The sequence below is a fragment of the Sorangium sp. So ce448 genome (assembly GCF_051520915.1).
Classification (GTDB): domain Bacteria; phylum Myxococcota_A; class Polyangia; order Polyangiales; family Polyangiaceae; genus Sorangium; species Sorangium cellulosum_B.
On record NZ_CP150343.1, the window covers coordinates 4158423 to 4178786 of the forward strand.

17 protein-coding genes are annotated in these 20364 nt (G+C 72.1%); 10 read left to right on the forward strand and 7 right to left on the reverse strand.

All coding sequences use genetic code 11. The features are described from left to right. Window positions 1-6 precede the first annotated feature (6 nt). Window positions 7-366, reverse strand: a complete 360-nt coding sequence (locus WMF45_RS15880; protein ID WP_437552603.1) for a hypothetical protein — start codon at window positions 364-366, stop codon at window positions 7-9. Window positions 367-687: 321 nt separating this feature from the next. On the opposite strand from WMF45_RS15880, the gene WMF45_RS15885 reads away from it, so the two are divergent. After that, entirely contained in the window at window positions 688-3012 is a 2325-nt protein-coding gene (locus WMF45_RS15885; protein ID WP_437717735.1) for a PilZ domain-containing protein, read from the forward strand. Between the two features lie 139 nt (window positions 3013-3151). Here the strand turns inward: WMF45_RS15885 and WMF45_RS15890 are convergent, their stop codons facing one another. Both WMF45_RS15890 and WMF45_RS15895 read right to left on the reverse strand, forming a co-directional pair. Further along, complete coding sequence (locus WMF45_RS15890) at window positions 3152-3853, reverse strand: hypothetical protein (RefSeq protein WP_437717736.1); 702 nt, start codon at window positions 3851-3853, stop codon at window positions 3152-3154. A gap of 374 nt (window positions 3854-4227) precedes the next feature. After that, window positions 4228-4359, reverse strand: coding sequence for a hypothetical protein (locus WMF45_RS15895; RefSeq protein WP_437717737.1), 132 nt, complete (start codon window positions 4357-4359; stop codon window positions 4228-4230). 369 nt (window positions 4360-4728) lie between these two features. Between WMF45_RS15895 and WMF45_RS15900 the strand changes: the two genes are divergently transcribed. Continuing rightward, the gene (locus WMF45_RS15900) at window positions 4729-5700 is read left to right on the forward strand and encodes a phospholipase D family protein (protein WP_437717738.1); all 972 of its coding nucleotides are present in this window, start codon (window positions 4729-4731) and stop codon (window positions 5698-5700) included. Window positions 5701-5935: 235 nt separating this feature from the next. Here WMF45_RS15900 and WMF45_RS15905 read toward each other — a convergent pair whose 3' ends face one another. Further along, window positions 5936-6247: a hypothetical protein gene (locus WMF45_RS15905; protein ID WP_437717739.1), complete on the reverse strand. Its 312-nt coding sequence runs from the start codon at window positions 6245-6247 to the stop codon at window positions 5936-5938. Between the two features lie 22 nt (window positions 6248-6269). Continuing rightward, entirely contained in the window at window positions 6270-7007 is a 738-nt protein-coding gene (locus tag WMF45_RS15910) for a DUF6602 domain-containing protein (protein WP_437719545.1), read from the reverse strand. On the opposite strand from WMF45_RS15910, the gene WMF45_RS15915 reads away from it, so the two are divergent. Continuing rightward, a complete protein-coding gene (locus WMF45_RS15915; protein WP_437719698.1) occupies window positions 6927-7091 on the forward strand; it encodes a hypothetical protein in 165 nt (54 codons plus the stop codon). The genes WMF45_RS15910 and WMF45_RS15915 overlap by 81 nt on opposite strands. Before the next feature lie 52 nt (window positions 7092-7143). Here WMF45_RS15915 and WMF45_RS15920 read toward each other — a convergent pair whose 3' ends face one another. Both WMF45_RS15920 and WMF45_RS15925 read right to left on the reverse strand, forming a co-directional pair. Continuing rightward, window positions 7144-8430 (reverse strand): patatin-like phospholipase family protein, encoded by a 1287-nt coding sequence (locus WMF45_RS15920; protein WP_437717740.1) that lies wholly within the window; start codon window positions 8428-8430, stop codon window positions 7144-7146. Next, window positions 8427-12920, reverse strand: a complete 4494-nt coding sequence (locus WMF45_RS15925; protein ID WP_437717741.1) for a protein kinase domain-containing protein — start codon at window positions 12918-12920, stop codon at window positions 8427-8429. The genes WMF45_RS15920 and WMF45_RS15925 overlap by 4 nt, the downstream gene beginning before the upstream one ends. Before the next feature lie 490 nt (window positions 12921-13410). On the opposite strand from WMF45_RS15925, the gene WMF45_RS15930 reads away from it, so the two are divergent. The 7 genes from WMF45_RS15930 (at window position 13411) to WMF45_RS15960 (ending at window position 20260) form a co-directional block, all read left to right on the forward strand. After that, complete coding sequence (locus tag WMF45_RS15930) at window positions 13411-15144, forward strand: fumarate reductase/succinate dehydrogenase flavoprotein subunit (protein ID WP_437717742.1); 1734 nt, start codon at window positions 13411-13413, stop codon at window positions 15142-15144. Between the two features lie 40 nt (window positions 15145-15184). Further along, on the forward strand, window positions 15185-15469 hold the full coding sequence (locus WMF45_RS15935) for a 4Fe-4S dicluster domain-containing protein (protein WP_437717743.1): 285 nt from the start codon (window positions 15185-15187) through the stop codon (window positions 15467-15469). Between the two features lie 21 nt (window positions 15470-15490). Beyond that, complete coding sequence (locus WMF45_RS15940) at window positions 15491-16486, forward strand: HEAT repeat domain-containing protein (RefSeq protein ID WP_437717744.1); 996 nt, start codon at window positions 15491-15493, stop codon at window positions 16484-16486. Window positions 16487-16490: 4 nt separating this feature from the next. After that, window positions 16491-17930, forward strand: a complete 1440-nt coding sequence (locus WMF45_RS15945; protein WP_437717745.1) for an ABC transporter substrate-binding protein — start codon at window positions 16491-16493, stop codon at window positions 17928-17930. Next, a complete protein-coding gene (locus WMF45_RS15950; RefSeq protein ID WP_437717746.1) occupies window positions 17927-18877 on the forward strand; it encodes an ABC transporter permease in 951 nt (316 codons plus the stop codon). Before WMF45_RS15945 ends, WMF45_RS15950 begins: the two co-directional genes overlap by 4 nt. Continuing rightward, window positions 18874-19719 carry an ABC transporter ATP-binding protein gene (locus WMF45_RS15955; RefSeq protein WP_437717747.1) on the forward strand — a complete coding sequence of 282 codons (846 nt, stop codon included), beginning with the start codon at window positions 18874-18876 and terminating at the stop codon, window positions 19717-19719. The genes WMF45_RS15950 and WMF45_RS15955 overlap by 4 nt, the downstream gene beginning before the upstream one ends. 115 nt (window positions 19720-19834) lie before the next feature. Continuing rightward, window positions 19835-20260: a DoxX family protein gene (locus tag WMF45_RS15960; protein WP_437717748.1), complete on the forward strand. Its 426-nt coding sequence runs from the start codon at window positions 19835-19837 to the stop codon at window positions 20258-20260. The last annotated feature ends 104 nt before the right edge of the window (window positions 20261-20364 follow it).

A 20364-nucleotide genomic window follows, 5' to 3' on the forward strand; every position in this document is an offset into this window, starting at 1 on the left:
GCCCGCTCAGTTGGCGAGCTTGTTCGCCTCTCGCGGGCCGAAGATCGCCTCCCAGTTCGAGCGGTAGGCGTCGGTCGCGACCTGCGCGGGGCCTGACCGGGGCGACTCGCCGCGCGCCGCCGGGAGGAGCACCTCCACGTCGAAGAGCCGCGCGTGCTCGGACCGCTGCGTCAGCTTCACGAGCTCCCCGTTCAGCGGGCGCCCGTGCTCGGTGGGCCGCAGCTCGCCGATCTCGAGCCGGTCCTCCCGGCTCCGGATCACCCGGAAGCCCTCCCCCTGCTCGACGGGGCTGTGGATGAAGACGACATCCTGATTCGCGGCGGGCGCGGGCGTGTCCTGGTTCTGCGGGGGCTCGTCCTTGCCCATCGCGAGAGTTTCCCACGTTTGCCCCCCCGAGCGCCAGGTGAAGCGAGCGGTCGATCACACCGCCCGGCACCACCTCTCACCGCCTGCCGCCCATCGCACTCCGCCTCCGCCCCCGTTGCTCGGTGGCTCCGTTGCTCCCCGCGTCACAACGCTGCGCATCACGGCGGCGCGCGTGCACGTCGCACGTGGCGAATGGCGCGTGGCCGGGGCCTCCAAAACTTGGCCAGCGCGGGGCTTACGCCGTACTGCCGGCCAATGGGCCCTCTGCACCGCGGAGGGCCCGCGACGGCGGACGCGGCTTCGCGGCGGAGGAATGGGCGTATGAACGGTCGAGGCGCAGAGGGAGAGGGCGTTCGCAAGGCGCCGGAATCCTTGGACAGGGAGCGCGAGGGCGGCGGCGAGCGGCGCGCGGGCGCCGGGCAGCGGGTCCGCGTCGAGGCGCTCGTCGCGGTCGGCGAGACGTCGGGCGGCGGCTTCGAGGCCGAGTCGATCGACATGTCCCCCGAGGGGATGCGCCTGCGCACGGCGTACCTGCCGCGGGTCGGCGACGCCCTGATCTGCCGGTTCGACGGGCTCGGCAAGGAGCTGGTCGTCGAGGGCGAGGTCTGCTGGCGCGCCGAGCAGGCGCGCGGCGGCGAGTTCGGCCTGCGCTTCACCGGCCTCGACGCCGGGGCGGAGGAGGCGGTGCGCGCGATGTGCTCGTCGATCGACGCGGGCGGCGCAGGCGCCGCGGGCGCCGCGCCGGCGCTCAGCGTCCAGGCCGCCGCCGCGTCGCTCGGGGCCGCGCAGCGGGGCTCCCGCGTGCGGCTCCACATCGAGGGTCTGGGCTCGCCCATGAAGGCGCGCGTGCGCGGCGGCGGGCTCGACGACCTGGAGGTCGGCTCCAACCTGGAGTTCCTCAAGGTGGGTCGCTCCCTCGAGCTGGAGGAGGTCGATCAGGGCACGCGCCGCGAGGCGTACATCGATCACGTGAAGGTCGAGGTCGACCCGGCGACGAGCGTGCCGCAGCTCGTGGTCACGCTGTGCTACGAGGCGCCCCGCGCGGCCAAGGCGCCGCGGCCGCGGCCCTCGTCGCCCGAGGCGCTCCCCCCGGCCCCGGCGCGATCTTCCCACGACGCCGGCGCGCCGGCGCGGTCGCCGTCGTCGCCGCCGGGCGAGCGTGCGGCCGGGCGGCCGTCGTCGGCGCCGACCGTCCCGGCGCGCGATCATCAAAGCGAGCGCGCGGCTGCGCGGCCTTCCACGGCGCCGACGGTTCCGGCGCGCGATCATCAAAGCGAGCGCGCGATGGCGCGGCCGTCCTCGGCGCCGCCGGCCGAGCCTCGGGGCGAGCGCGTCCCCTCGGGTGCGAGCGGCGTCGCGGCGGCCCACGCGGACGACGATCACGACAGCGACGTGTCGCCGGCGCTCTCGGCCCGCGAGGCGCGCGCGGGCGCCGACGCGGCTCCGCCCTCCGCGGACGACGGGGCGCCGCCCTCCGCGGGGAGCGCGGCCGAGGACGCGGGCGCCGAGGCGGCTGCCGACGCGCAGCCGGGCCGGCTGCGCGAGGTCGGCGAGAAGGCCGCGATGGCGGGCAAGGCGGTGGCGGGCAAGATCGCGCCCGCGCTCGCCGGCGCCGGGGCGCGCGCGGCCACGGCCATGGCGGGCCTCGTGGCGAGGATCAAGGCGCGGCGCGCCGCGCGCGCAGGCGACGGCGACGGGTCGGGGAAGGACGGCGGCCCGCGCCGCAAGACGGCGCCGCCGCCGGCCGGCGCGCTGAAGTCCGGCGGGCGCCGGCTGGTGCGCGAGGAGCCCGAGGAGGAGGCGGGCGAAGGCGGGGAGCCGCCGCGCTTCAACAAGAAGGCGGCCGCGGTCGGCAGCTTCCTTGGGCTGGCGGCGGTGCTCGTTGTGTTCGGTGCGGCGCGCTTCTTGGGCCTGCGGGGCGGCGACGCCCCCTCGGCCGGGGCCGAGTCGGCCGCGGGCGCGCCGGCGCTGCCGGCGTCGGCGTCCTCCGGCGCGCCTGCCCTCGCGGCGGCCGCGGGGCCGGCTGCAGCGCCGGGCGGCGCGCTCACGGCGAACGTCCCGCTGTTCGGCGCGACGCCGCTGTCGACGACGGAGCCTGTGCCGCCGACGCCGCCGGCGGAGCCGAGCGCGCTGGCCGGCGACGCGCTCGCGCCGGGCGCGGCGGTCCCGGGCGGCCCGGGCGAGGACGACGAGGTGGAGGTAGCGGACGACGGCGACCGGGAGGGGCCGCGGGAGTGGGGGCAGGGGTCGGTGAGGAACCCCATCGTCCTGAAGCTGAAGATGGACGGCCCGATCGAGGAGCTGAACGGCGCGGCCGGCGCGATGGGCTTCACGGTCTCGCTGCCCGATCGGCGGGCGCTGTCGTCGGGCAGCGGCCTCGCCCGCAAGGACAAGCGCATCGCGTCGGTGCGCGTGGTCAACACCGCGCACGGCGCGGAGGTCACCCTGCAGTTCAAGGACGGCGTGCCCGCCTACAAGGCGAAGGCGCGCGGCGATCGCCTGGAGATCTCGCTCGGCCGCGGCGAGTCGAAGAAGGTGGCGTCGAAGTCGAAGCCCGAGAAGAACGAGAAGCACGACAAGAAGAAGGCCGACGACGCCAAGAAGAAGAGCGAGAAGGGGAGCGGCAAGAAGGACAAGGAGCGCTGAGGGGCGCTCGGCCGATCATGGCCGACGGCTCGCAACGAACCGGGTCCGCTGCTGGTACCGAATCGCTCGACGATCGCTGATCCGCACGGCGCGCCGCCCGCCTGGGGTCGAATCCAGGCTCGGCGCTTTCCTCTCCTCCTCAGAGGAAGAAGTGGGCCGTCAGGTTGACGGACCCGCTGCTGGCGTTGCTGCTCTCGCCCATGTACTCGTAGCTCAGGATCGTCCAGCGCCCGGTCATCTCGAACCCGAAGCCCTTCGGACGACCCCACAGAACACCCAGTTCCAGCATGCCGCCAAGGGCGTCGTCGAACCGAGCATCGGCGCCGCCGAGGACGCCATCGCCATAGAGGTGCGGGTCGAGCTCCAGGATCCCGCCCGCGGCCACGACGCCGTGCCATGAGCTGTCGATTGCCACCAGGCTTCGGGCGGAGGCCATCAATGGGATGCGCTCCAGCTTGATCGAGCCATCGGCGTCGACGAGGGTGCTCTTGTACTTCCACCCGGCGTCCAGCCCGAGACCGAGTCCCACGCGATCCCCGAGCCAGAGAGGCGTCCAGGTCAGTCCACCGGAGAGGGAGATCCCTTCTCCGGCGTGGACGGCGGTCGTGGAGCCGTCCGAGTACGTGAGCTCGGCGAGCTCGTCGCCACCGAAGGCGAGGCCGAGCGAAGCGTGCAACCCCAGAGACGAGAGCCATTCCCCGCGGCGCAGGGCCGGGGCGAACTCGTTCGGAGCGCGATCTGCCTCGGATGCTGCCGAGGGAGCCTCGGCGCGCGCCACTGAAGCCCAACCCAGTATTCCCACCCCCAGCGCCGCGATCAGGAACTTCGAGTTGATGGTCATGGTTCTCGCTCCAATCCGAGCCGTCAGCCGGTGACGACGATCTTGTCCTGCACCCCTACGAATACGCGTTTTTAGCGCGGCTCTTCCCGACGTCGTGCAGCCCGTTGAGCGCCGTCGGGTCGGCGATCGGTGTGACGGCAGCATCGGTGAAGGACAGGTGTGCTGGCGGTATGTGAGCCTTCGAGTGGCACGCTGTTGGATAATGAATTTGTTGTGTAATCGTGTCAACGGAGAAGCACGGAGGATTCATGACGCCATGATGGCGTATTCAGCGGGGTCGTGGCGATACTCCGGGAGCGCTCGCCACGGACGCCGAACAAAGCTCTGTCGAGGGGTGCGCCGGAGCATGGTGGCGGGCCGACCCGCGCATGCCTCTATCGCGGGATCGGGTGCTGCGGGCGGCGCTCGCGTTCGCCGATGAGGCCGGCCTCGACGCCGCGGTGGTGCGGGCTGTCGGCCAGCGTCGTCACGTCGAGGCCATGTCCCTCCACAAGCATGTCGCTCACGGGGACGAACTCCTCGACGGTCTCGTCGAGATCGTTTTCTCCGAGAGGCCTCGCCTTCGATCGAGCACCACTCGGCGGTGTAGACGAAGGCGACGCGGTGGCCGAGACTTGGATCCGTGCCCCAACTGCTCCGCTCGCCGAACTTCGACCGCCTCGACGCCCACGACGCGCCTGCTCGTCCACCGGAATCCGAACGACGAGCCCGCCGAGGTGATGCCGGTGAAGCTGAAGGCGGATAGGGGAAGAGTGAACAGCGAGAAGCCCAGGACGGGCGGTCGGCAACGTGGTCGGAGCGGCGGACGATGGTCGCTCGCCGCGCGGCGAACAAGCGCGCGTACGACGCTTCGCGGGCACTGAGGGAGTGCTGGGATGGGAACCGAGTTCATTGCGAGCGGCGTGTGGTCGCGCATCACCAAGCTCGCGCGGCGCGTGCCGGGAGATGTCGCCGTCGCCTACTGCGCCCGGGGGGCGCGGAAGCTGCTGCCGCTCAAGCGCGGAAGCCGTCTCGTAGTCGACGCCAGCGAGCGCGCCGTCAAGTCGGGCCAGACTGACCCGGCCGAGCTCCTGTACTTCATCAACCGTGGCGTGGCCGTCCACAGCGTCGAGAACCTCCACGCCAAAGTCTTCGTGTTCGCGGACGCGGTTTTCCTCGGCTCGATGAACGTGTCCCGCCGGTCGGCTTCCGTGCTTCAGGAGGCAGCTGTGCTGATCACGGACCGTTCCGTCGTCGCCGAAGCTCGTCGCTTCGTTGAGAGCCACCTCGGCGAGGAGGTGACGGCCGAACACGCTAGGCAGCTGCGGAAGCTCTACAAGCCCCCGCAGATCGGGCATGCTCCGCTGTCTGCCCCCCGCCGGCGTTCAAGCAAGGGTGGCGTGCCAGAGCATCCGCCGCTCTGGGTCGTCCCCTTGACGATGAACGACTGGGACGAGGACGATGAGCGTGAGGCGAAGCGCGCACGGCCGGCGGCCGCGCGGCGCGTCCGTCGTGGTGCCGAAGAGCTTCAGGAGTTCGCGTGGGTTGGGGCCTCTCTCTGCGAGCACCTCGAGAAGGGCCACCTCGTGCTCCAGGTGGTGAAGGACGGTCGCCAGTGGCACGCGTACCAGGCAGCTCACGTCATCGACATCCGGCGCTTCGAGGGGCCCAGAGGGGCGCGGCGAATGGTGGTGTTCCTCGCTGCTCGCCTCCACGCCCACCGCAAGGGCCTGCGTGCCGTGCGGGCCGCGCTCGGGGGGCACCAGCGCCTGCTACCCAATGGCTGGCTCCCACGCCTCGTGCGGGTGCCCGCGGCTGCGCACGCGCTCCTCAATCTCTGGGGATCCGGCGGGGAGCGGCGGAAGTGACCTTCGTCTCTTCGCCCCCGGTTCCCTGGTCTCTTGGCGCCGTTGGCGGCTTGGCGGTCCACTTCTCCGTCCGACTTCCCACAGTAGCGCTAGGTTCCTCCCTGTTTCCGCGTCCACGGGGGCCGGGTCGCTCGGCACGACCTCACCCGCAGCCAGGGAGGAACTCGGGCGACGAGGTACAAGCCTCGACTTGGGCACAGCTGCCTGACACCGGGCAGCTGTGTCCGAGTCGAGACTATATCGACCCGCTGCGGCTCAGGATGACGTGGGGCAGTTTCTGCGCCTCAACGTCCGCGAGGAGCGCGCTTCCCAGCTTGATGTTCCCGCGATCGTCGGCGAGATGGGTCTCTCGGTAGATCCAGGTCGCGGGTCCGTCTTCCGACGGGAACTCGATCGCGTACTGCACTCGGATGGCCGCGTGCATGAGCACGGCGCTTCCTTCGGTCACCGGGACGACCGTGGGCGACCGTACGATCCGTACCTCGACGCCCATCTCGCGCGCCTTTTCGAGGAATGTCTTCCGATCGTAGATCTGGGTCACGAACATGGGCTCGCCCGGCTCTTTCTCGCTACGCCACCTGTAGGATCGCACATTTCTTGGCCTCCGCGAGCGGCGCCCTCAGGAACGACGAAACAAGGCGGAACGCCTTGGTTACGCGGCCGGCGACCGCCGGGTCCGCGGGGACCGTCTCGATCACACGCGGCGCGGTCAACATCATCATCTGGTCGAGAAACGCGACGGCGGTGGGGGCGCCGGCCTCGCACTCGTAGAAGCGGTATGCCGGCTTGCCGGCATCGTCGATCTTCATGGCGATGGCACCCTCGTCCGAGAAGAGGAGGTCCGGAAGGAAGGGAGGGGCGAGCGCGGCCTGCGCCTCTCGTGCGGTCCGCTTCGCCTCGGCATCGGACGCAGCGGTTACGGCGTTTCCGCGCTTGGCGCGCGCCTCGATGACGTCTTCGAGCCAGCCGCGGAACGTGGCCGATTTCGTCGGCGCTCCGAAGGAGAAGAGGGCGGTCACGAACGGGTTGTCGGCTCCAGCGTCGAGCTGGAGCCGTCCAAGCTGATCGACGGCATCGATGAACTTCGCTCCGCGCGCGAGGCCGCTCTTCACTTCCACCACTGCGCGCACCGCCTGCGGGATCGCGACGACCGTCGTCCCGACACGGAGAAGCATCGGATAGTCGATCGTGTCCACGAGCATGATGTCCGCCTGCGCGGTCGCCAATTGGGGCTGTCCCTGATCGTCTACGCGCGCGATCGCGCCGGTGAGGACCTCCAGGCGGCGCGGAACGACCTCGCGGAGCAGCTCCGCAAGCGCGTGCTCCCTGCCGGAACCGACGACCGTGGGGTGGTTCGTGAGCGCGGCGAAGAGATCCGCCTGGGCACGTAGGCGGTTCCGGAGGAGTTCTGCGAGGTTCCTCGATTCGACCACCTCTCGCCCCCTACACGGATCTCCCCGGCCCCACCGGCGGCGGGATCGACCACTCCGCGCTGTCCGACAGCCGGGGCTCCGCCTCCTCCGCCGCGCTCCCGAAGAAGTCCGCGACGTCGTGCCGCCTCGCCTCCGCGTCCGCGCGCCCCAGCTCGATCAGCTTCCGCGTGAACGAGCCGTCGAACAGCAGGTAGCTCGCGAGATCCGCGTCGTTCTCCGCGCCCACGTCCACCAGCGAGAGCAGCCTCCGCATCATCGCCGGGCCGCCCTGCAGCTTGCCCGCCCTCACGTGCTCCGCCGCCAGGCGCCCGAGATCCGCGCTCGGCCGCACCACCAGCGTCTCCACCCTCCGGTACGGCAGCGCCCCGCGCAGCGCGGCGGCCCCGTTGATCGATTGCAGGAAATCCGGGCCGAACGCCTGCTCCCCGTCCTCGATCATGTGGTTCACCCGCGTCAGCACCTCGAAATCGGTCTGGATGTGGTCGAGCAGGAACGCGTTCAGCACCTTGCCGAGCACGAGCGCCATCCCCGGCGGCTTGCCGCTGTCCCCCGCGTCGATGCTCCGCACCTCGCGCGACAGCCCGATCGCCAGGACGTGCGTCGCCCCCAGCCGCAGCGCCGGCGCGATCGGCGTGTTCTGCCGCACGCCCCCGTCCATGTACAGATCGCGGCCGATCCGCACCGGCGGAAACAGGATCGGGATCGCCGCCGACGCGAGCGCGTGCTGCGGGCCTATCAGCGCCCCCCGGATGATCGTCCGCGGCGGCGCTGTCGTCGGCAGCGCCCCGTCCGGGCCCGTCTGCATGAAGATCACCGTGCGGCCCGTCCCGATCTCCGTCGTCGACACGCTCACCGCCGAGAGGTAGCCGTGGCGCAGCGTCCGCGCGATCGCGCGCCACGGGATCTCCCGCTCGACGAGCCGCTGCATCGGCGAGACGTCGAACAGGCCCACCCCCTCCGACCCGCCCCCGAACAGCAGCTTCGGCATCGAGATCGCCTGCCGGACCCCGAAGCCGAGCACCGTCTCCAGCTTCAGCTGCGTCCACAGGTTGACGAGGCGTCGCACCCCCAGCGTCGGATCGTCGAGGTGCGCCGCGAGGTAACACGCGTTCACCGCGCCCACCGACGTCCCGCACAGGATGTCGATGCGCGGCGGCGCCCCGCGGAGGCGGGCGAACGCGTCGAGGACGTACGACAGCACGCCGACCTCGTACGCGCCCCGCGCGCCTCCGCCCGAGAGGATCACCGCCACCTTGCGCCGCGGCTTCGCCCCGGTCCTCGCGCCCGTTCCCGTCATGCCATCTCCCCGCGGCGCAGCGGGTCGTGCGCCGCCGCCGGTCCGTCCGCCTCCGCGGCGAGGACCCGCCGCACCACGGTGCGCTCCAGGAACAGCGCCCTGAGCCGCGCGTCGCGGATGTAGCCCGCCACCCTCCGCACGTGCGCCGCCGCGCGGTGGTACGCGTCCGTCGAGCTCGCCGGCGCGCCCTTCTGCAGCGCCTCGCAGCAGAGGTCGCGCACCTCGATGCCATACTCCGAGCTGCCCGCCTCGACAGCGCCGAGCGCCGTCCGCGCGAGCAGCACCCCGGAGTGGACCTCCCCCGCGTCCACCCGCGACGCCGCCTCGATCGCCGTCGCGTGGGCGTGGTAGCTCATGAGCCCCTGCGACTCGGCGAGCTGCCGCGCCTCGGAGGCGTTCGCGATCGCGCCCTGGATGTCGCCTCGCGCCCTGGCCAGCAGGCCGCGGACGTTGCGCTCGTGGATCATGTCGTAGACGCTGCCGGTCACCGCGATGAGCGCGCCCGCGTCGGCGCAGAGCGTGTGCGCGGCGTCGACGTCGCCCGCCTCGAGGAGGATCCCTGCCGAGCAGAGGAGCGTGTCGGCCCGCGCATCCTGATCGTCATAGCGCTCGTGGGCCTCGCGCGCCCGCTTCATGTACGCCAGGCTCCGCGGGACGTCCCCCAGCTTCGCGTAGGCGTGGCCGATGTTGCTCAACGTCTTGGCGATCTGGAACCGGCCGCCGATCGCGAGATCGATGGAGATCGACGAGAGCCCGACCGCGATCGCGTCCTCGAAGCGCTCGAGCACGAACATCGCCACCGCGAGCGAGTTCTTCGCGCGCGCCTCGCTGCGGCGCGCCCCCACCGCGCGGAACACCGCGATCGCCTCGGCGTAGGCCTCCACCGCCTCCTGCACGCGGCCGACCCGGCGCAGGAGCACCCCCTTCGTGCGCAGCACCTCCGCGCGCGCCCGCGGCGTCAGCCCGCCCGCCTGCGTCACCCGGAGCGCGCGATCCGACGCGCTGATCGCGCCCTGGACGTCGCCGAGCTCGCGCAGCACCTCCGACAGGATCGTGAGCGCCTCGACCTCGAGCGCGGGGCGGCGCGCGATGCGGGCGATCTCGGCCGCGCGCTGCGCCACCGGCAGGCCGCGGGCGAGGTAGCCGTCGTCGAGGTCGAACCGCGCGGTGCGCACGAGGGCGAGCGCCGCCCAGCGCGCGTGGCCGCTCTCCTTCGCGAGCTGGCGCAGCGCCGCGAGGTGCCGCCGCCGGTCGCGGCGGCGGCCGAGGTGGCGGAAGATCGCCTCCAGCGCCTCGTGCGCGATCATCCGCCGCGTGTCGCCGGTCGGCAGGAGCGACAGCGCGCGCTCGTAGTACCGCCGCGACAGCTGCGCCTGGTGCCCCGCGCGCGCGGCCCGCGCGGCGTCGAGGTAGAGCTCCGCCGCCGGCCCGGGCGCCTCGCCCCGCGCGAGGTGCTGCGCCACGATCGCCGCCGAGAGCCCCTGCGAGAGCGGCGTCGTCGAGAGGTGCTCGCCGAGCCGCCGGTGCATGCGCACGCGGCTCGCGCCGTCGAGCGCGAGGTAGGCCACGTCGCGCACGAGCGGGTGCCGGAAGTCCACCGCCCCGGCGCGGCGATCGCACAGGCCGCGCGCGCAGAGCCGCGTCACCGCCTCGTCGTCGGCGAGCCGCGTCAGGTTCAGGATGTCGTCCTTGAGCAGCGGCCCCCCCGCGACCGCCAGCCAGTTCACGACGTCGTGCTCCGCCGGCGGCAGCTCGCGCAGGCGGTCGCCGATGAGCTGCTCCAGCGTCGAGGGCAGCGGCTCGCCGCGATCCCCCGTCCGGTCGTGGCGCACGAGCTCGTGCCGCCCGCCCGGGTGCTCGACGATCTCCAGCGTGCCCCGCTCGAGGAGCGCGTCGATCATCTCGAGCAGGAAGAACGGGTTGCCGGCGACGCGCGGCACGAGCTCGCCGCAGACGGCCGCCACCCCGTCGCGCACGCCGAGGCGGGCCTCGACGAGGCGCATCTGCTCCTCGGCGCTGAGCCCGCGGAGCTCGATCCGCACGAGCCCCTCGATGAACGGGGTCACCCGCTCCTCGGGGCGCGTGAGGAGCAGCACGAGCACCGGGAGCCGCTCCGCGCGCTGCTTCAGGAGCTCCGAGAGCAGCTCCAGGCTCGGCCGGTCGGCCCACTGGAGGCCGTCGATGACGACGACGAGCGGCTGGTGGCGCGCCAGCGAGCCGAGCAGGTACTTCACGCCCCGCACCACCACGTCGCGGCCGTAGGCGGCCGCCTCCTCCTCGGGGTGCTCGAGCTGCTTGCCGGTGACGAGCTCGGCGAGCCGCGTGACGATGCGCGCGCCGAGCGGCGAGCGGGCGATGGGCCCGAGCAGGGCGCGGATCACGTGGGACGCGTCGTCGATCGCGTGATCGAGCCCCATCCCGGTGACGTCGCGGAGCACGTCGCAGACCGTGGCGAGCGGCAGCTCGCTCTTCACGGGCGAGCACTCGACGTGGAGCACGCGCGCGTCGCCGGGGAGCTCCGAGAGGAACGTGGAGATGAGCGCGCTCTTGCCGATGCCCATCTCGCCGACGATGACGCGCGCCACGGACTGGCCGCGGAGCGCGCCGACAGGCGGGCTCGAGGGCCTGCTCGAGATGCTCGGGGGCCTGCTCTGCCGGCTCCCCGGCGGCTCGCTCTCGCCGAAGCGCGCGGGCGCCTCGACGTTGCCCTTCACGGGCGGCGAGATCGCCCGGTGGTAGGCCGCGTGCAGATCGGCCCGCTCCGCGTCGCGCCCCACGAGGTCGTTCGGCGAGAGCGCGATCTCGGCCATCCGCTCCTCGCGCGTGAGCGGCCGCTGCAGCGCGTAGAGCCGCATCTGGTGCGGGACCGGGTAGCCGCGGGCGTCGTCGAGGTCGAGCGAGGGCGCGTCGCCCCAGCGGAAGTCGCGGCGGACGAGGCGGTAGACGCCGCCCGCGACCCAGGTCTTGCCGAACGGGGTGCGGCTGCCGAGGCGCTCGGCGAGGAAGTTCGCGGGCTCCTTGAGCGCGTGGTTGATGAGGTGCCCCTGCTCGTCGCGCTCGCCGTACGCGATGCCGCGGACGATGCCGATCGCGGCGCGGAGCTCGACGGGCAGGTCCTCCGACGCGCCCGCGAGCGCCTCGTGCACGTCGACCGCCAGCGAGGCGGCGTCGGCCGCGGCGCGCGAGGGGTTCGCGAGCAGCCCGACCACCGCGCGCGCGCTCGCGTGCGACTCCCACGACCAGATCGCCCCGTGCTTGAAGGCGATCGCGTCGAGGGTCGTGCGGATCGATCGCCCGCTGCGCTTGCCGGCGAGCCGGCCCTGCGCCCCGAGCAGCGCGTCGACGCCCTCGATGCGCAGCGTGACCACGGCGACGTGGCGCACCTCGCGCACGGCCCGCGGCGCGCCCGTGCCCTCGCCGTCGCCTCCGGTGCGCGCGGCCGGCACCGCCGCGAGCGTCTGCGGCTGCGCCACGGAGCCGTCGTCCGCGGGCTGCTCCTCCGCGCCATCCGCGCCATCCGCGCCCTCCACGCGCCGCGCGGCGCCCTCGCGCGCCTCCTCCGCGCGGTCGCGCCCGAGCAGGTGGGCCACGGTCTGCTCGACCGAGGCGTTGTCGACGAGCTCTTGCCGCGCGAGCAGCGCGCGCGCGACCGCCCCGGCCAGGTCGCGCGCGGTCTGGAAGCGGGCCTCGGGCTCGCGCTCCATCGCGCGCATCACGATCGCCTCGAGCTCCGCGGGGATGTCGCGCGCGTGCGACGACGGGGGGTCGAACCGGCCCTCCTTCACGGCCTGGAGCAGCGCCTCGTCGTCGAGCTTGCCGTACGGCGAGCGCATGGCGAGCAGCTCGTAGAGCACGACGCCGAGGGCGTAGATGTCGCTGCGCCGGTCGACGCGCTCGCCGCGCGCCTGCTCGGGCGACATGTACCCGAACTTGCCCTTCAGCACGCCGGGCTCCTCGCGGAAGAGGTTGGCGCTGGCGATGCCGAAGTCGGCGATCTTCACGACGCCCTCGAGCGAGAGCAGGATGTTCTGCGGCGAGACGTCGCGGTGGACGATGGCGAGCGGCATGCCGCCCTCGTCCTTGCGTTCGTGGGCGTAGTGCAGCCCCTTCGCCGCCTCGGAGACGATGAACGCCGACACGAGCGGCGGGATCCGCGACTCCTTCTGCTGGGCGGCCCGCATCAGCTTGCCGAGGTCGAAGCCCTCGACGTACTCCATCGAGAGGAGCAGCCCGTCCTCGCCGTGGTCCGAGAACTCGTAGACCTGGACGATGTTCGGGTGGTTCAGGCGCGTGGCGAGGTGGGCCTCCTCCACGAACATCGCGCGGAAGCGCCGCGAGGCCCCGTGCGCGGGGAGGATGCGCTTGACGACGAGGAGCTTGTACGTCCCCTCGGCGCCCCGCTTCTTGGCGAGGAAGACCTCCGCCATGCCGCCAGCGCCGAGGCGGCGCTGGATCTCTAGGTCGGCGAGCTGGGACGGGTGCTTGGCCATGCAGCGAAGCGGCGCGCGGGCGCCCTGGCTGGGAGGCGCCGAGCGCGGTGAATCGGGTGACCGGTGATGAACGAGGTCCGCGCTCGGTTCCCCCGATCCATGGGAGGACTACGGGTTGACCCGCATGGTAGCGTCCCGCCCGCGTCTCCGGGGAGACAACCAGGGTGGAAAGGCGAATCTTTCTGGGTGGCTCGGGGATCCCCGCCGGGGGTGAGCCTGCCCGCGCGCCGCACATCCGCGATGGCGGGGCCGCCAGACCCCGGCCCTGACGTTTCACTTGCAAGGCGCCCTCCCACGGCGCCCGACACCCGGCCGGTGCTGTGCCAGCAGCAACAAAGCTGTTGCCGAAGCACAGGTCGTCTGTTAAAACGGATGCTGCGTCTGTGATGTGAGACGCCGGGCGTCCGACCCCGGCCGCTGGCCGTTGGCCATTGGGCCGAGAGGCGGTGGGGTCGTCGTGTGCGCGCGCCCGAAACCTTGAGGGCTTGTAATGGACATTCGCGTGACAGAGGCGGACGTCGTCGTCGTGGGCGGCGGCAGCGCAGGCTCCACTGCAGCGGTGGAGGCGCAACAGCGGTTGCCCCGGGGGAGGGTCGTCCTCCTCGAGAAGGCGCATATCAAGCGGAGCGGCGCCATCGCGATAGGCATGGATGGGCTGAACAACGCCATCATCCCAGGGCACGCGACGCCGGAGCAGTACGTGAAGGAGATCACGGTGGCCAACGACGGCATCGTGAACCAGCGCGCCGTCTATCAATATGCGCGCAACAGCTTCGCGATGATCCAGGAGCTCGATTCCTGGGGCGTGAAGTTCCAGAAGACGCGATCGGGCGATTTCGACGTCAAGAAGGTCCACCACAACGGGAGCTACGTCCTCCCGATGCCCGAGGGGTACGATCTCAAGAAGATCCTGACGCGCATGGTCAAGCGCGCCGGCGTGAAGGTCGTCAACCGCGTGATGGCGACCCGGATCCTCGTGACCGACGGCCACGTCGCCGGGGTGATCGGCTTCGACACCCGGGAAGGACATATCGAGATCATCAAGGCGAGGGCGGTCATCCTGTGCTGCGGCGCCTCGGGGCGGCTCGGGCTGCCGGCGTCGGGATACCTCCACGGGACGTACGAGAACCCGTCGAACGCGGGAGACGGCTACTCGATGGCGTACCACGCGGGCGCCGAGCTCTCGGGCATCGAGTGCTTCCAGGTGAACCCGCTCATCAAGGACTACAACGGTCCGGCGTGCGCGTACGTGACAGGCCCGCTCGGCGGGCACACGGTCAACGCCCGGGGGCACCGCTTCATCGAGAGCGATTACTGGAGCGGGCAGATGATGCTCGAGTTCTACCGGGAGCTCCACTCCGCCAACGGCCCCGTGTACCTGCAGCTCACCCACCTCGCCCCGGAGACGATCACCGAGGTCGAGCGGGTCCTGCACCAGACGGAGCGCCCGAGCCGCGGGCGCTTCCACGAGGGGAGGGGGCACAGCTACGCGAACGATCTCGTCGAGATGCACATCTCCGAGATCGGCCTGTGCAGCGGCCACAGCGCGTCGGGGGTCTGGGTCAACGAGAAGGGCGAGACCACGGTGCCCGGGCTCTACGCCGCCGGCGACATGGCGTGCGTGCCGCACAACTACCTGCTCGGCGCGCTCACCTACGGGAAGATCTGCGCCCAGAGCGCGCTCGATTACCTCGAGCGCGCGCCCGCGGTCGAGCCGCTCGCCGCCGCGGTCGACGCCGAGCGAGAGCGCATCCTCGCCCCCCTCTCGCGACGGAGCGGGGTGGCGCCGCACCAGTACGAATACAAGGTGCGGCGCCTGGTGAACGATTATCTCCAGCCGCCCAAGACGGGGAACAAGATGACGCTCGGGCTCGAGTACTTCCTGCGCGCGAAGGAGGAGCTCGAGGAGGTCACGGCGGAGAGCCCCCACGAGCTCATGCGGGTGATGGAGTGCCATTTCATCCGCGACTGCGCGGAGATGGCGGCGCGCGCGTCGCTGTACCGGACCGAGAGCCGCTGGGGCCTCTACCACTACCGGCTCGATTACCCCGAGATGGACGACCAGCGCTGGTTCACGCATGTGCAGCTGAAGAAGGACGAGCGCGGCGAGATGGTCGCCTTCAAGAGGCCGGTGGAGCCCTATCTCTTCCCGATCGACGACGGCGAGCGCAATGCCTACCACCGGCTGCGCATCCCGGCCGAGGAGCAGCGCGCGTCGGCCTGACGAGCGCGCGAGAACGCGAGAACACGAGGTCAATCAAGCGATGGGTCACCTGCTCAACCGCGAATCCGTCAAGGCGCAGAGCGCCAGGTCCGTGGGCCACGCCGAGGCCGCCGTGCGGCTCGATCTGCCGGTCGTCATCGACGAGGCGTCGTGCATCAAGGGCTGCCGCATCTGCATCGACTCGTGCCCGGTCGATTGCCTCGCGATCGATCCCGAGACGAAGAAGGCCCGCATGGCCTACGACGAGTGCTGGTATTGCCTCGCGTGCGAGATCGATTGCCCCAAAGAGGCCATCACCGTGAAGATCCCCTTTCTTCTCCGATAGCGACACCACGGCGGAGACGACATGACACAGCCTTCGCTCGCGCAGGATCTCGAGGGCATCCTCGGGGATCCCGACCCCGGCGCGCGCCAGCTCGCGCTGACGCAGATAGAGGATCTCTCGGATCCGGAGATCATCCACCCCCTGATCGCGGCGGTCCGCGACGAGGATCCGACGGTGCGGGCGCTCGCGCTCGGGCACCTCGAGGATCTCGGCGACGCCCGCGCGGTGCCCGCCGTCCTCGGGGCGCTCGACGACGAGGACGCCCGCGTGAGGGAGGCGGCCGCCACGGCGCTCCGCGAGATCCGCGGGGCAGACGCCGCCACGCACCTCATCGAGGCGCTGGGGCACACGAGCCCGTTCGTCCGCACCTCGGTGATCGTGGCGCTCCGCGAGATCCGCGACCCGCGGGCGCTCGCGCCCCTCGAAGCGGCGCTCGGCGACCCGGATCCCGAGGTGCGTCGCGAGGCGGTCCTCTCCCTGGCTTACCTGCGGCGGCCCGAGTCGGCGCCGGCGCTCCGCCCGAGCCTGCGCGATCCCGACGCGCGGGTGCGGCAGGTGGCGATCGGTGCGCTCGAGTCGCTCGGCGCGCGGGGTAATACCGCGCTCGTCCAGGACCTCGTGGGGCTGCTCTCCGATCCGGACTGGCGGGTGCGGGTCGAGGCCACCATCGTGCTCGGCCGCTCGGCGCACGGCCTCGCGGCGCCGCACCTCCGGAGCGCGCTCGACGACGGCGCCTGGCAGGTCCGGAAGGAGGCGGCGCTCGCGCTCGGGCGGCTCCGGGCCGCCTCGGCCACGGAGGACCTCGTCGGGCTGCTCGGGAGCGATCTCGCGGATCTGCGCAAGGCGGCCGCGCAGGCGCTCGGCGAGATCGAGGCGGCGGCCGCGGAGGCGCCGCTCCGCCGGCTGCTCGGCGACGCCGACGTCGAGGTGCGTAAAGCGGCTGGCCGCGCGATCGAGGCCATCCGGGCGGGAATCGGGCGAGGCAACGAACGACATGAGACCTTTGCGAGGGATTGAACCGATGACCAGGGCACTTCGCGCGCTCGTCTTCCTCACGTTGCTCGCCGCGGTCGTCGCCGGGCTGTCGTGCAAGCCGGAGGCGAAGCAGACGATCCGGATCGCGATAGGGACGCAGGACACGACAATCAATTGCGCCACCGGCGGGCTGCTCATCCGGGAGCTCAAGCTGCTCGAGAAGCACCTGCCGAGGGACGGCAAGTACAAGGACGTCACCTACGAGATCGAGTGGAAGGACTTCACCTCGGGGCCGCCGCTGACGACCGAGATGGTGGCCGAGAAGCTCGATATCGGCGCGATGGCCGACTTCCCCGGCGTGCTGAACGGCGTGGCGTTCCAGAAGCAGGGGAGCCGCAGCCGCTTCATCGCCACGCTCTCCGGCAGCGCGCTGGGGAGCGGCAACGGGATCGTCGTGCCGAGCGACTCCCCGGCCCAGGGCCTGAAGGACCTCAAGGGCAAGCAGATCTCGGTGCCGTTCGGGTCGTCGGCCCACGGCATGCTGCTCCGGGCGATCCGCGATCTCGGCTGGGACCCGGACAAGGACGTGACGCTCGTCTCGCAGTCGCCGGAGGTGGGCGGCTCGTCGCTCAAGGCGAACAAGATCGACGCGCACGCGGATTTCGTCCCGTTCGCGGAGCTGTTCCCCTTCCGCGGCTTCGCCCGGAAGATCTACGACGGCTCCGGCGTGAAGGTGCCGACGGCGCACGGCGTGCTGGTGCGCGAGGCGTACGCTTCGAAATACCCGGAGATCGTCGTGGCCTTCCTCAAGGCGGCGCTCGAGGCCGATCGCCTGTTCGCGGAGGAGCCCGAGAAGTACAGCGAGCTCATCGAGAAGGTGACCGGGGTGGACGCCGAGGTCGCCTACATGTTCCACGGCCCGCTCGGCATCCAGACGCGGGACTTCACGATCAAGCCCGAGGTCCGACGCGCCCTCCAGGTGGCGGTCGACACGCTCACGCTGCTGAAGCGCACGGACACGACCCTCGATGTCGGCGCGTTCGTGGACGACCGGTACATCCGGCGCGCGGCGGCGGAGCTCGGGCTCGACTACGAGGCGCGGCTCGCGAGCTACGCGAAGCTCCCGCTGTCCGGGAAGGACGCGCTGTCCGGGGAGCCGATCGCCGAGCCGACGCTCGTCGCGCAGATCTGGGTCGCGGGCGAGCCGAAGGTGCGCGCGTACGCCAGCCCGGGCACGGCGCTCGCCGCGCTCGGGCAGCTGACGATCGAGGGCAAGGAGATCCGCGCGGTGTTCGTGCACGATCGCGCGAGCGGGGTGAAGCTCCTCGCCGATCGCGCGTGGTACGCGAGGCGCCCGGACGGCGGCCTGTCGGCGTTCCTGGCGAAGGAGGACGCGGAGCGGTGGGCCGCGGAGAACGGCGCGGCGGTCGTCGACTTCGCGACCCTGCGGGCCGAGCGCGCGAAGCTCACGGCGGCGGCGCCATGACGATGATCTCCGAGCGCAGCGCGCCGGCCGGGGCGGAGCTCGCCGGCGGCGCGGCCTTCGCGCCCGCCCCGGCGAGCGCGGCCTTCGCGCCCGCAGCGGCGAGCGCGGCCCGGCGGGGCGCCCCGTCCCCCGCGCCGGGCCGCGCGCCCCGCGACGGGCGCCCGCGCCGCGACCTCCGCCGCGCCCTCCTGCGCGCCCTGTCCGTGGCGGCGTGCGTCGGCCTCTGGCAGTGGGCGTCGATGACCCGCGCGGATCTCGGCGTCGTCACGTTCCTCAACGTGCCCGCGCCGACCGACGTGCTCGGCGCGGCGCGGGAGCTCTTCGCCTCGCCGAAGCTGTGGCAGCACCTCGGGAACAGCGTGTTCCGCGTCCTCGCTGGGTTCGCCGCCGCGGGCGCCACGGGGGTCGTGCTCGGGCTCCTCATCGGCAGGTCGCGGCTCGCCGAGGACACCCTGCTGCCGCCGCTCGAGATCCTGCGCCCCATCCCCGGCGTCGCCTGGCTCCCGCTCGCGATCCTGATGTTCCCGTCGGCCGAGCTGAGCATGATCTTCATCACGACCATGGGGGCGCTGTTCCCCATCCTGATCGCGACGATCCACGGCGTGGGCGCCCTCGATCCGCGGCTCATCGCGAGCTCCCGCAGCCTGGGCGCGCGCCCGCTCCGCCTGTTCCTCGAGGTGGTCCTGCCGGGCGCGCTGCCGAGCATCGTCACGGGGATGAGCATCGGCATGGGGACGTCCTGGTTCTGCCTCGTGACCGCCGAGATGATCGGGGGGCAGTACGGCATCGGCTACTTCACCTGGGAGTCGTACAACTTGCAGCGTTATCCGGACATCGTCCTCGGCATGCTGCTCATCGGCCTGCTCGGCATGCTCAGCAGCGCGCTCGTCCTGCGGGTCGGCGCGTGGCTCACCCCGTGGCAAGAGCCCCAGGAGAAGGGCCGATGACGCTCGACGCGAACCGCGCGGCGCGCCGGGAGAGCCCGGGGGGCGCCGTGGAGATCCGCGGCCTGTCCGTAGCCCTCGGGACGGGCGCCCGGCGCGTCGAGGCGGTGCGCGACCTCGACCTCCGCGTCGAGGGCGGCGAGCTCGTGAGCCTGCTCGGCCCGTCCGGGTGCGGGAAGTCGACGATCCTGAACGCCGTCGCCGGGTACGTGGCGCCGGAGCGCGGCAGCATCGTCGTCGGCGGCGAGCGGGTCGAGGGGCCGGGGCCGGCGCGCGGCATGGTCTTCCAGCAGAGCTCCCTGCTCCCCTGGAAGACGGTGCTGAACAACGTCGGCTTCGGCCTCAAGGTGCGCGGCGTCCCCGAGCGCGAGCGCAGGGAGGCGTCCCGGCGCCTGCTCTCGCTCGTCGGGCTGTCGGGGTTCGAGGACGCCTATCCGGCGCATCTCTCCGGCGGCATGCAGCAGCGCGTGGAGATCGCGCGCGTGCTGATCACGGAGCCGCGCGTCGTGCTGATGGACGAGCCGTTCAGCGCGCTGGACGCCCAGACCAGGCTCTCGATGCAGGAGCTGCTGCTCGACGTCTTCCGCCAGGTGCGCACGACGGTGCTGTTCGTCACGCACGACATCGACGAGGCCATCTTCCTGTCCGACCGCATCGCCCTGATGACCCGCCGCCCCTGCCGCGTCGGCGCGGAGATCGCGGTGCCCTTCGGGAGGCCGAGGACCGCGGCGATCGTGGGCTCCGGCGAGTTCGCGGCGATCAAGCGGCGGTGCCTCGAGGCCCTCCGCGACGAGCGCGCCGCCGCCGCGCACCATCACGACCTGGAGGCCCGGACCAGCGCGTGAGGCGCGGGCCGGCGCGCCGGGTCCGGGCCGCGGGGGCCCGGCGCCTCCGGCCCTCTCGTCGCGCTTGATGTCCCGGACGTTCCTCCTTACTACCGAGCCGAGAGGAGTGTTCCCGATGCTCAAGAGATTCCTGCGGGTGACTGACGTGCCGTTCTCGGCCTCGGTCGGGCTGCTCGCGCTGCGCGTCGTTATCGGCGCCGCGTTCATGTTTCACGGCTGGGGGAAGATCCAGGCCCCCTTCAGCTGGATGGGGCCCACCGCGCCCGTTCCGGGGTTCTTGCAAGGGCTGGCCGCGCTCTCGGAGTTCGGGGGCGGCCTTGCCTGGATCCTCGGCCTCCTGACGCCGCTCGCGTCGCTGGGCCTCGCCGCCACCATGGCCGTCGCGGTCGCGGTTCACGTCTCGAACGGCGATCCGTTCGTCGCGATGGGCGGACCCTCCTACGAGGCGGCGGCGGTGTACCTCGGCATCTCCGTTGCGCTCCTCCTCGTCGGGCCGGGTAGGCTCTCCGTCGACGCGGCGGTCTTCGGGACGAAGCGCTGAGCTCTCGCGCGCGCCCTCGCGCGGTCCGCGCGAGGGCGTCGCCGCCCGCTCTCGCGCGGCGGATCTTGACCCGCGCTGCCCTGCTGCGTCCGGCCGGGCGGATG

Coding starts and splice junctions, on each gene's coding strand:
- WMF45_RS15880 (WP_437552603.1), bottom strand. CDS start 366: ATGGGCAAGGACGAGCCCCCGCAGAACCAGGACACGCCCGCGCCCGCC.
- WMF45_RS15885 (WP_437717735.1), top strand. CDS start 688: ATGAACGGTCGAGGCGCAGAGGGAGAGGGCGTTCGCAAGGCGCCGGAA.
- WMF45_RS15890 (WP_437717736.1), bottom strand. CDS start 3,853: ATGACCATCAACTCGAAGTTCCTGATCGCGGCGCTGGGGGTGGGAATA.
- WMF45_RS15900 (WP_437717738.1), top strand. CDS start 4,729: ATGGGAACCGAGTTCATTGCGAGCGGCGTGTGGTCGCGCATCACCAAG.
- WMF45_RS15905 (WP_437717739.1), bottom strand. CDS start 6,247: ATGTTCGTGACCCAGATCTACGATCGGAAGACATTCCTCGAAAAGGCG.
- WMF45_RS15920 (WP_437717740.1), bottom strand. CDS start 8,430: ATGACGGGAACGGGCGCGAGGACCGGGGCGAAGCCGCGGCGCAAGGTG.
- WMF45_RS15925 (WP_437717741.1), bottom strand. CDS start 12,920: ATGGCCAAGCACCCGTCCCAGCTCGCCGACCTAGAGATCCAGCGCCGC.
- WMF45_RS15930 (WP_437717742.1), top strand. CDS start 13,411: ATGGACATTCGCGTGACAGAGGCGGACGTCGTCGTCGTGGGCGGCGGC.
- WMF45_RS15935 (WP_437717743.1), top strand. CDS start 15,185: ATGGGTCACCTGCTCAACCGCGAATCCGTCAAGGCGCAGAGCGCCAGG.
- WMF45_RS15940 (WP_437717744.1), top strand. CDS start 15,491: ATGACACAGCCTTCGCTCGCGCAGGATCTCGAGGGCATCCTCGGGGAT.
- WMF45_RS15945 (WP_437717745.1), top strand. CDS start 16,491: ATGACCAGGGCACTTCGCGCGCTCGTCTTCCTCACGTTGCTCGCCGCG.
- WMF45_RS15950 (WP_437717746.1), top strand. CDS start 17,927: ATGACGATGATCTCCGAGCGCAGCGCGCCGGCCGGGGCGGAGCTCGCC.
- WMF45_RS15955 (WP_437717747.1), top strand. CDS start 18,874: ATGACGCTCGACGCGAACCGCGCGGCGCGCCGGGAGAGCCCGGGGGGC.
- WMF45_RS15960 (WP_437717748.1), top strand. CDS start 19,835: ATGCTCAAGAGATTCCTGCGGGTGACTGACGTGCCGTTCTCGGCCTCG.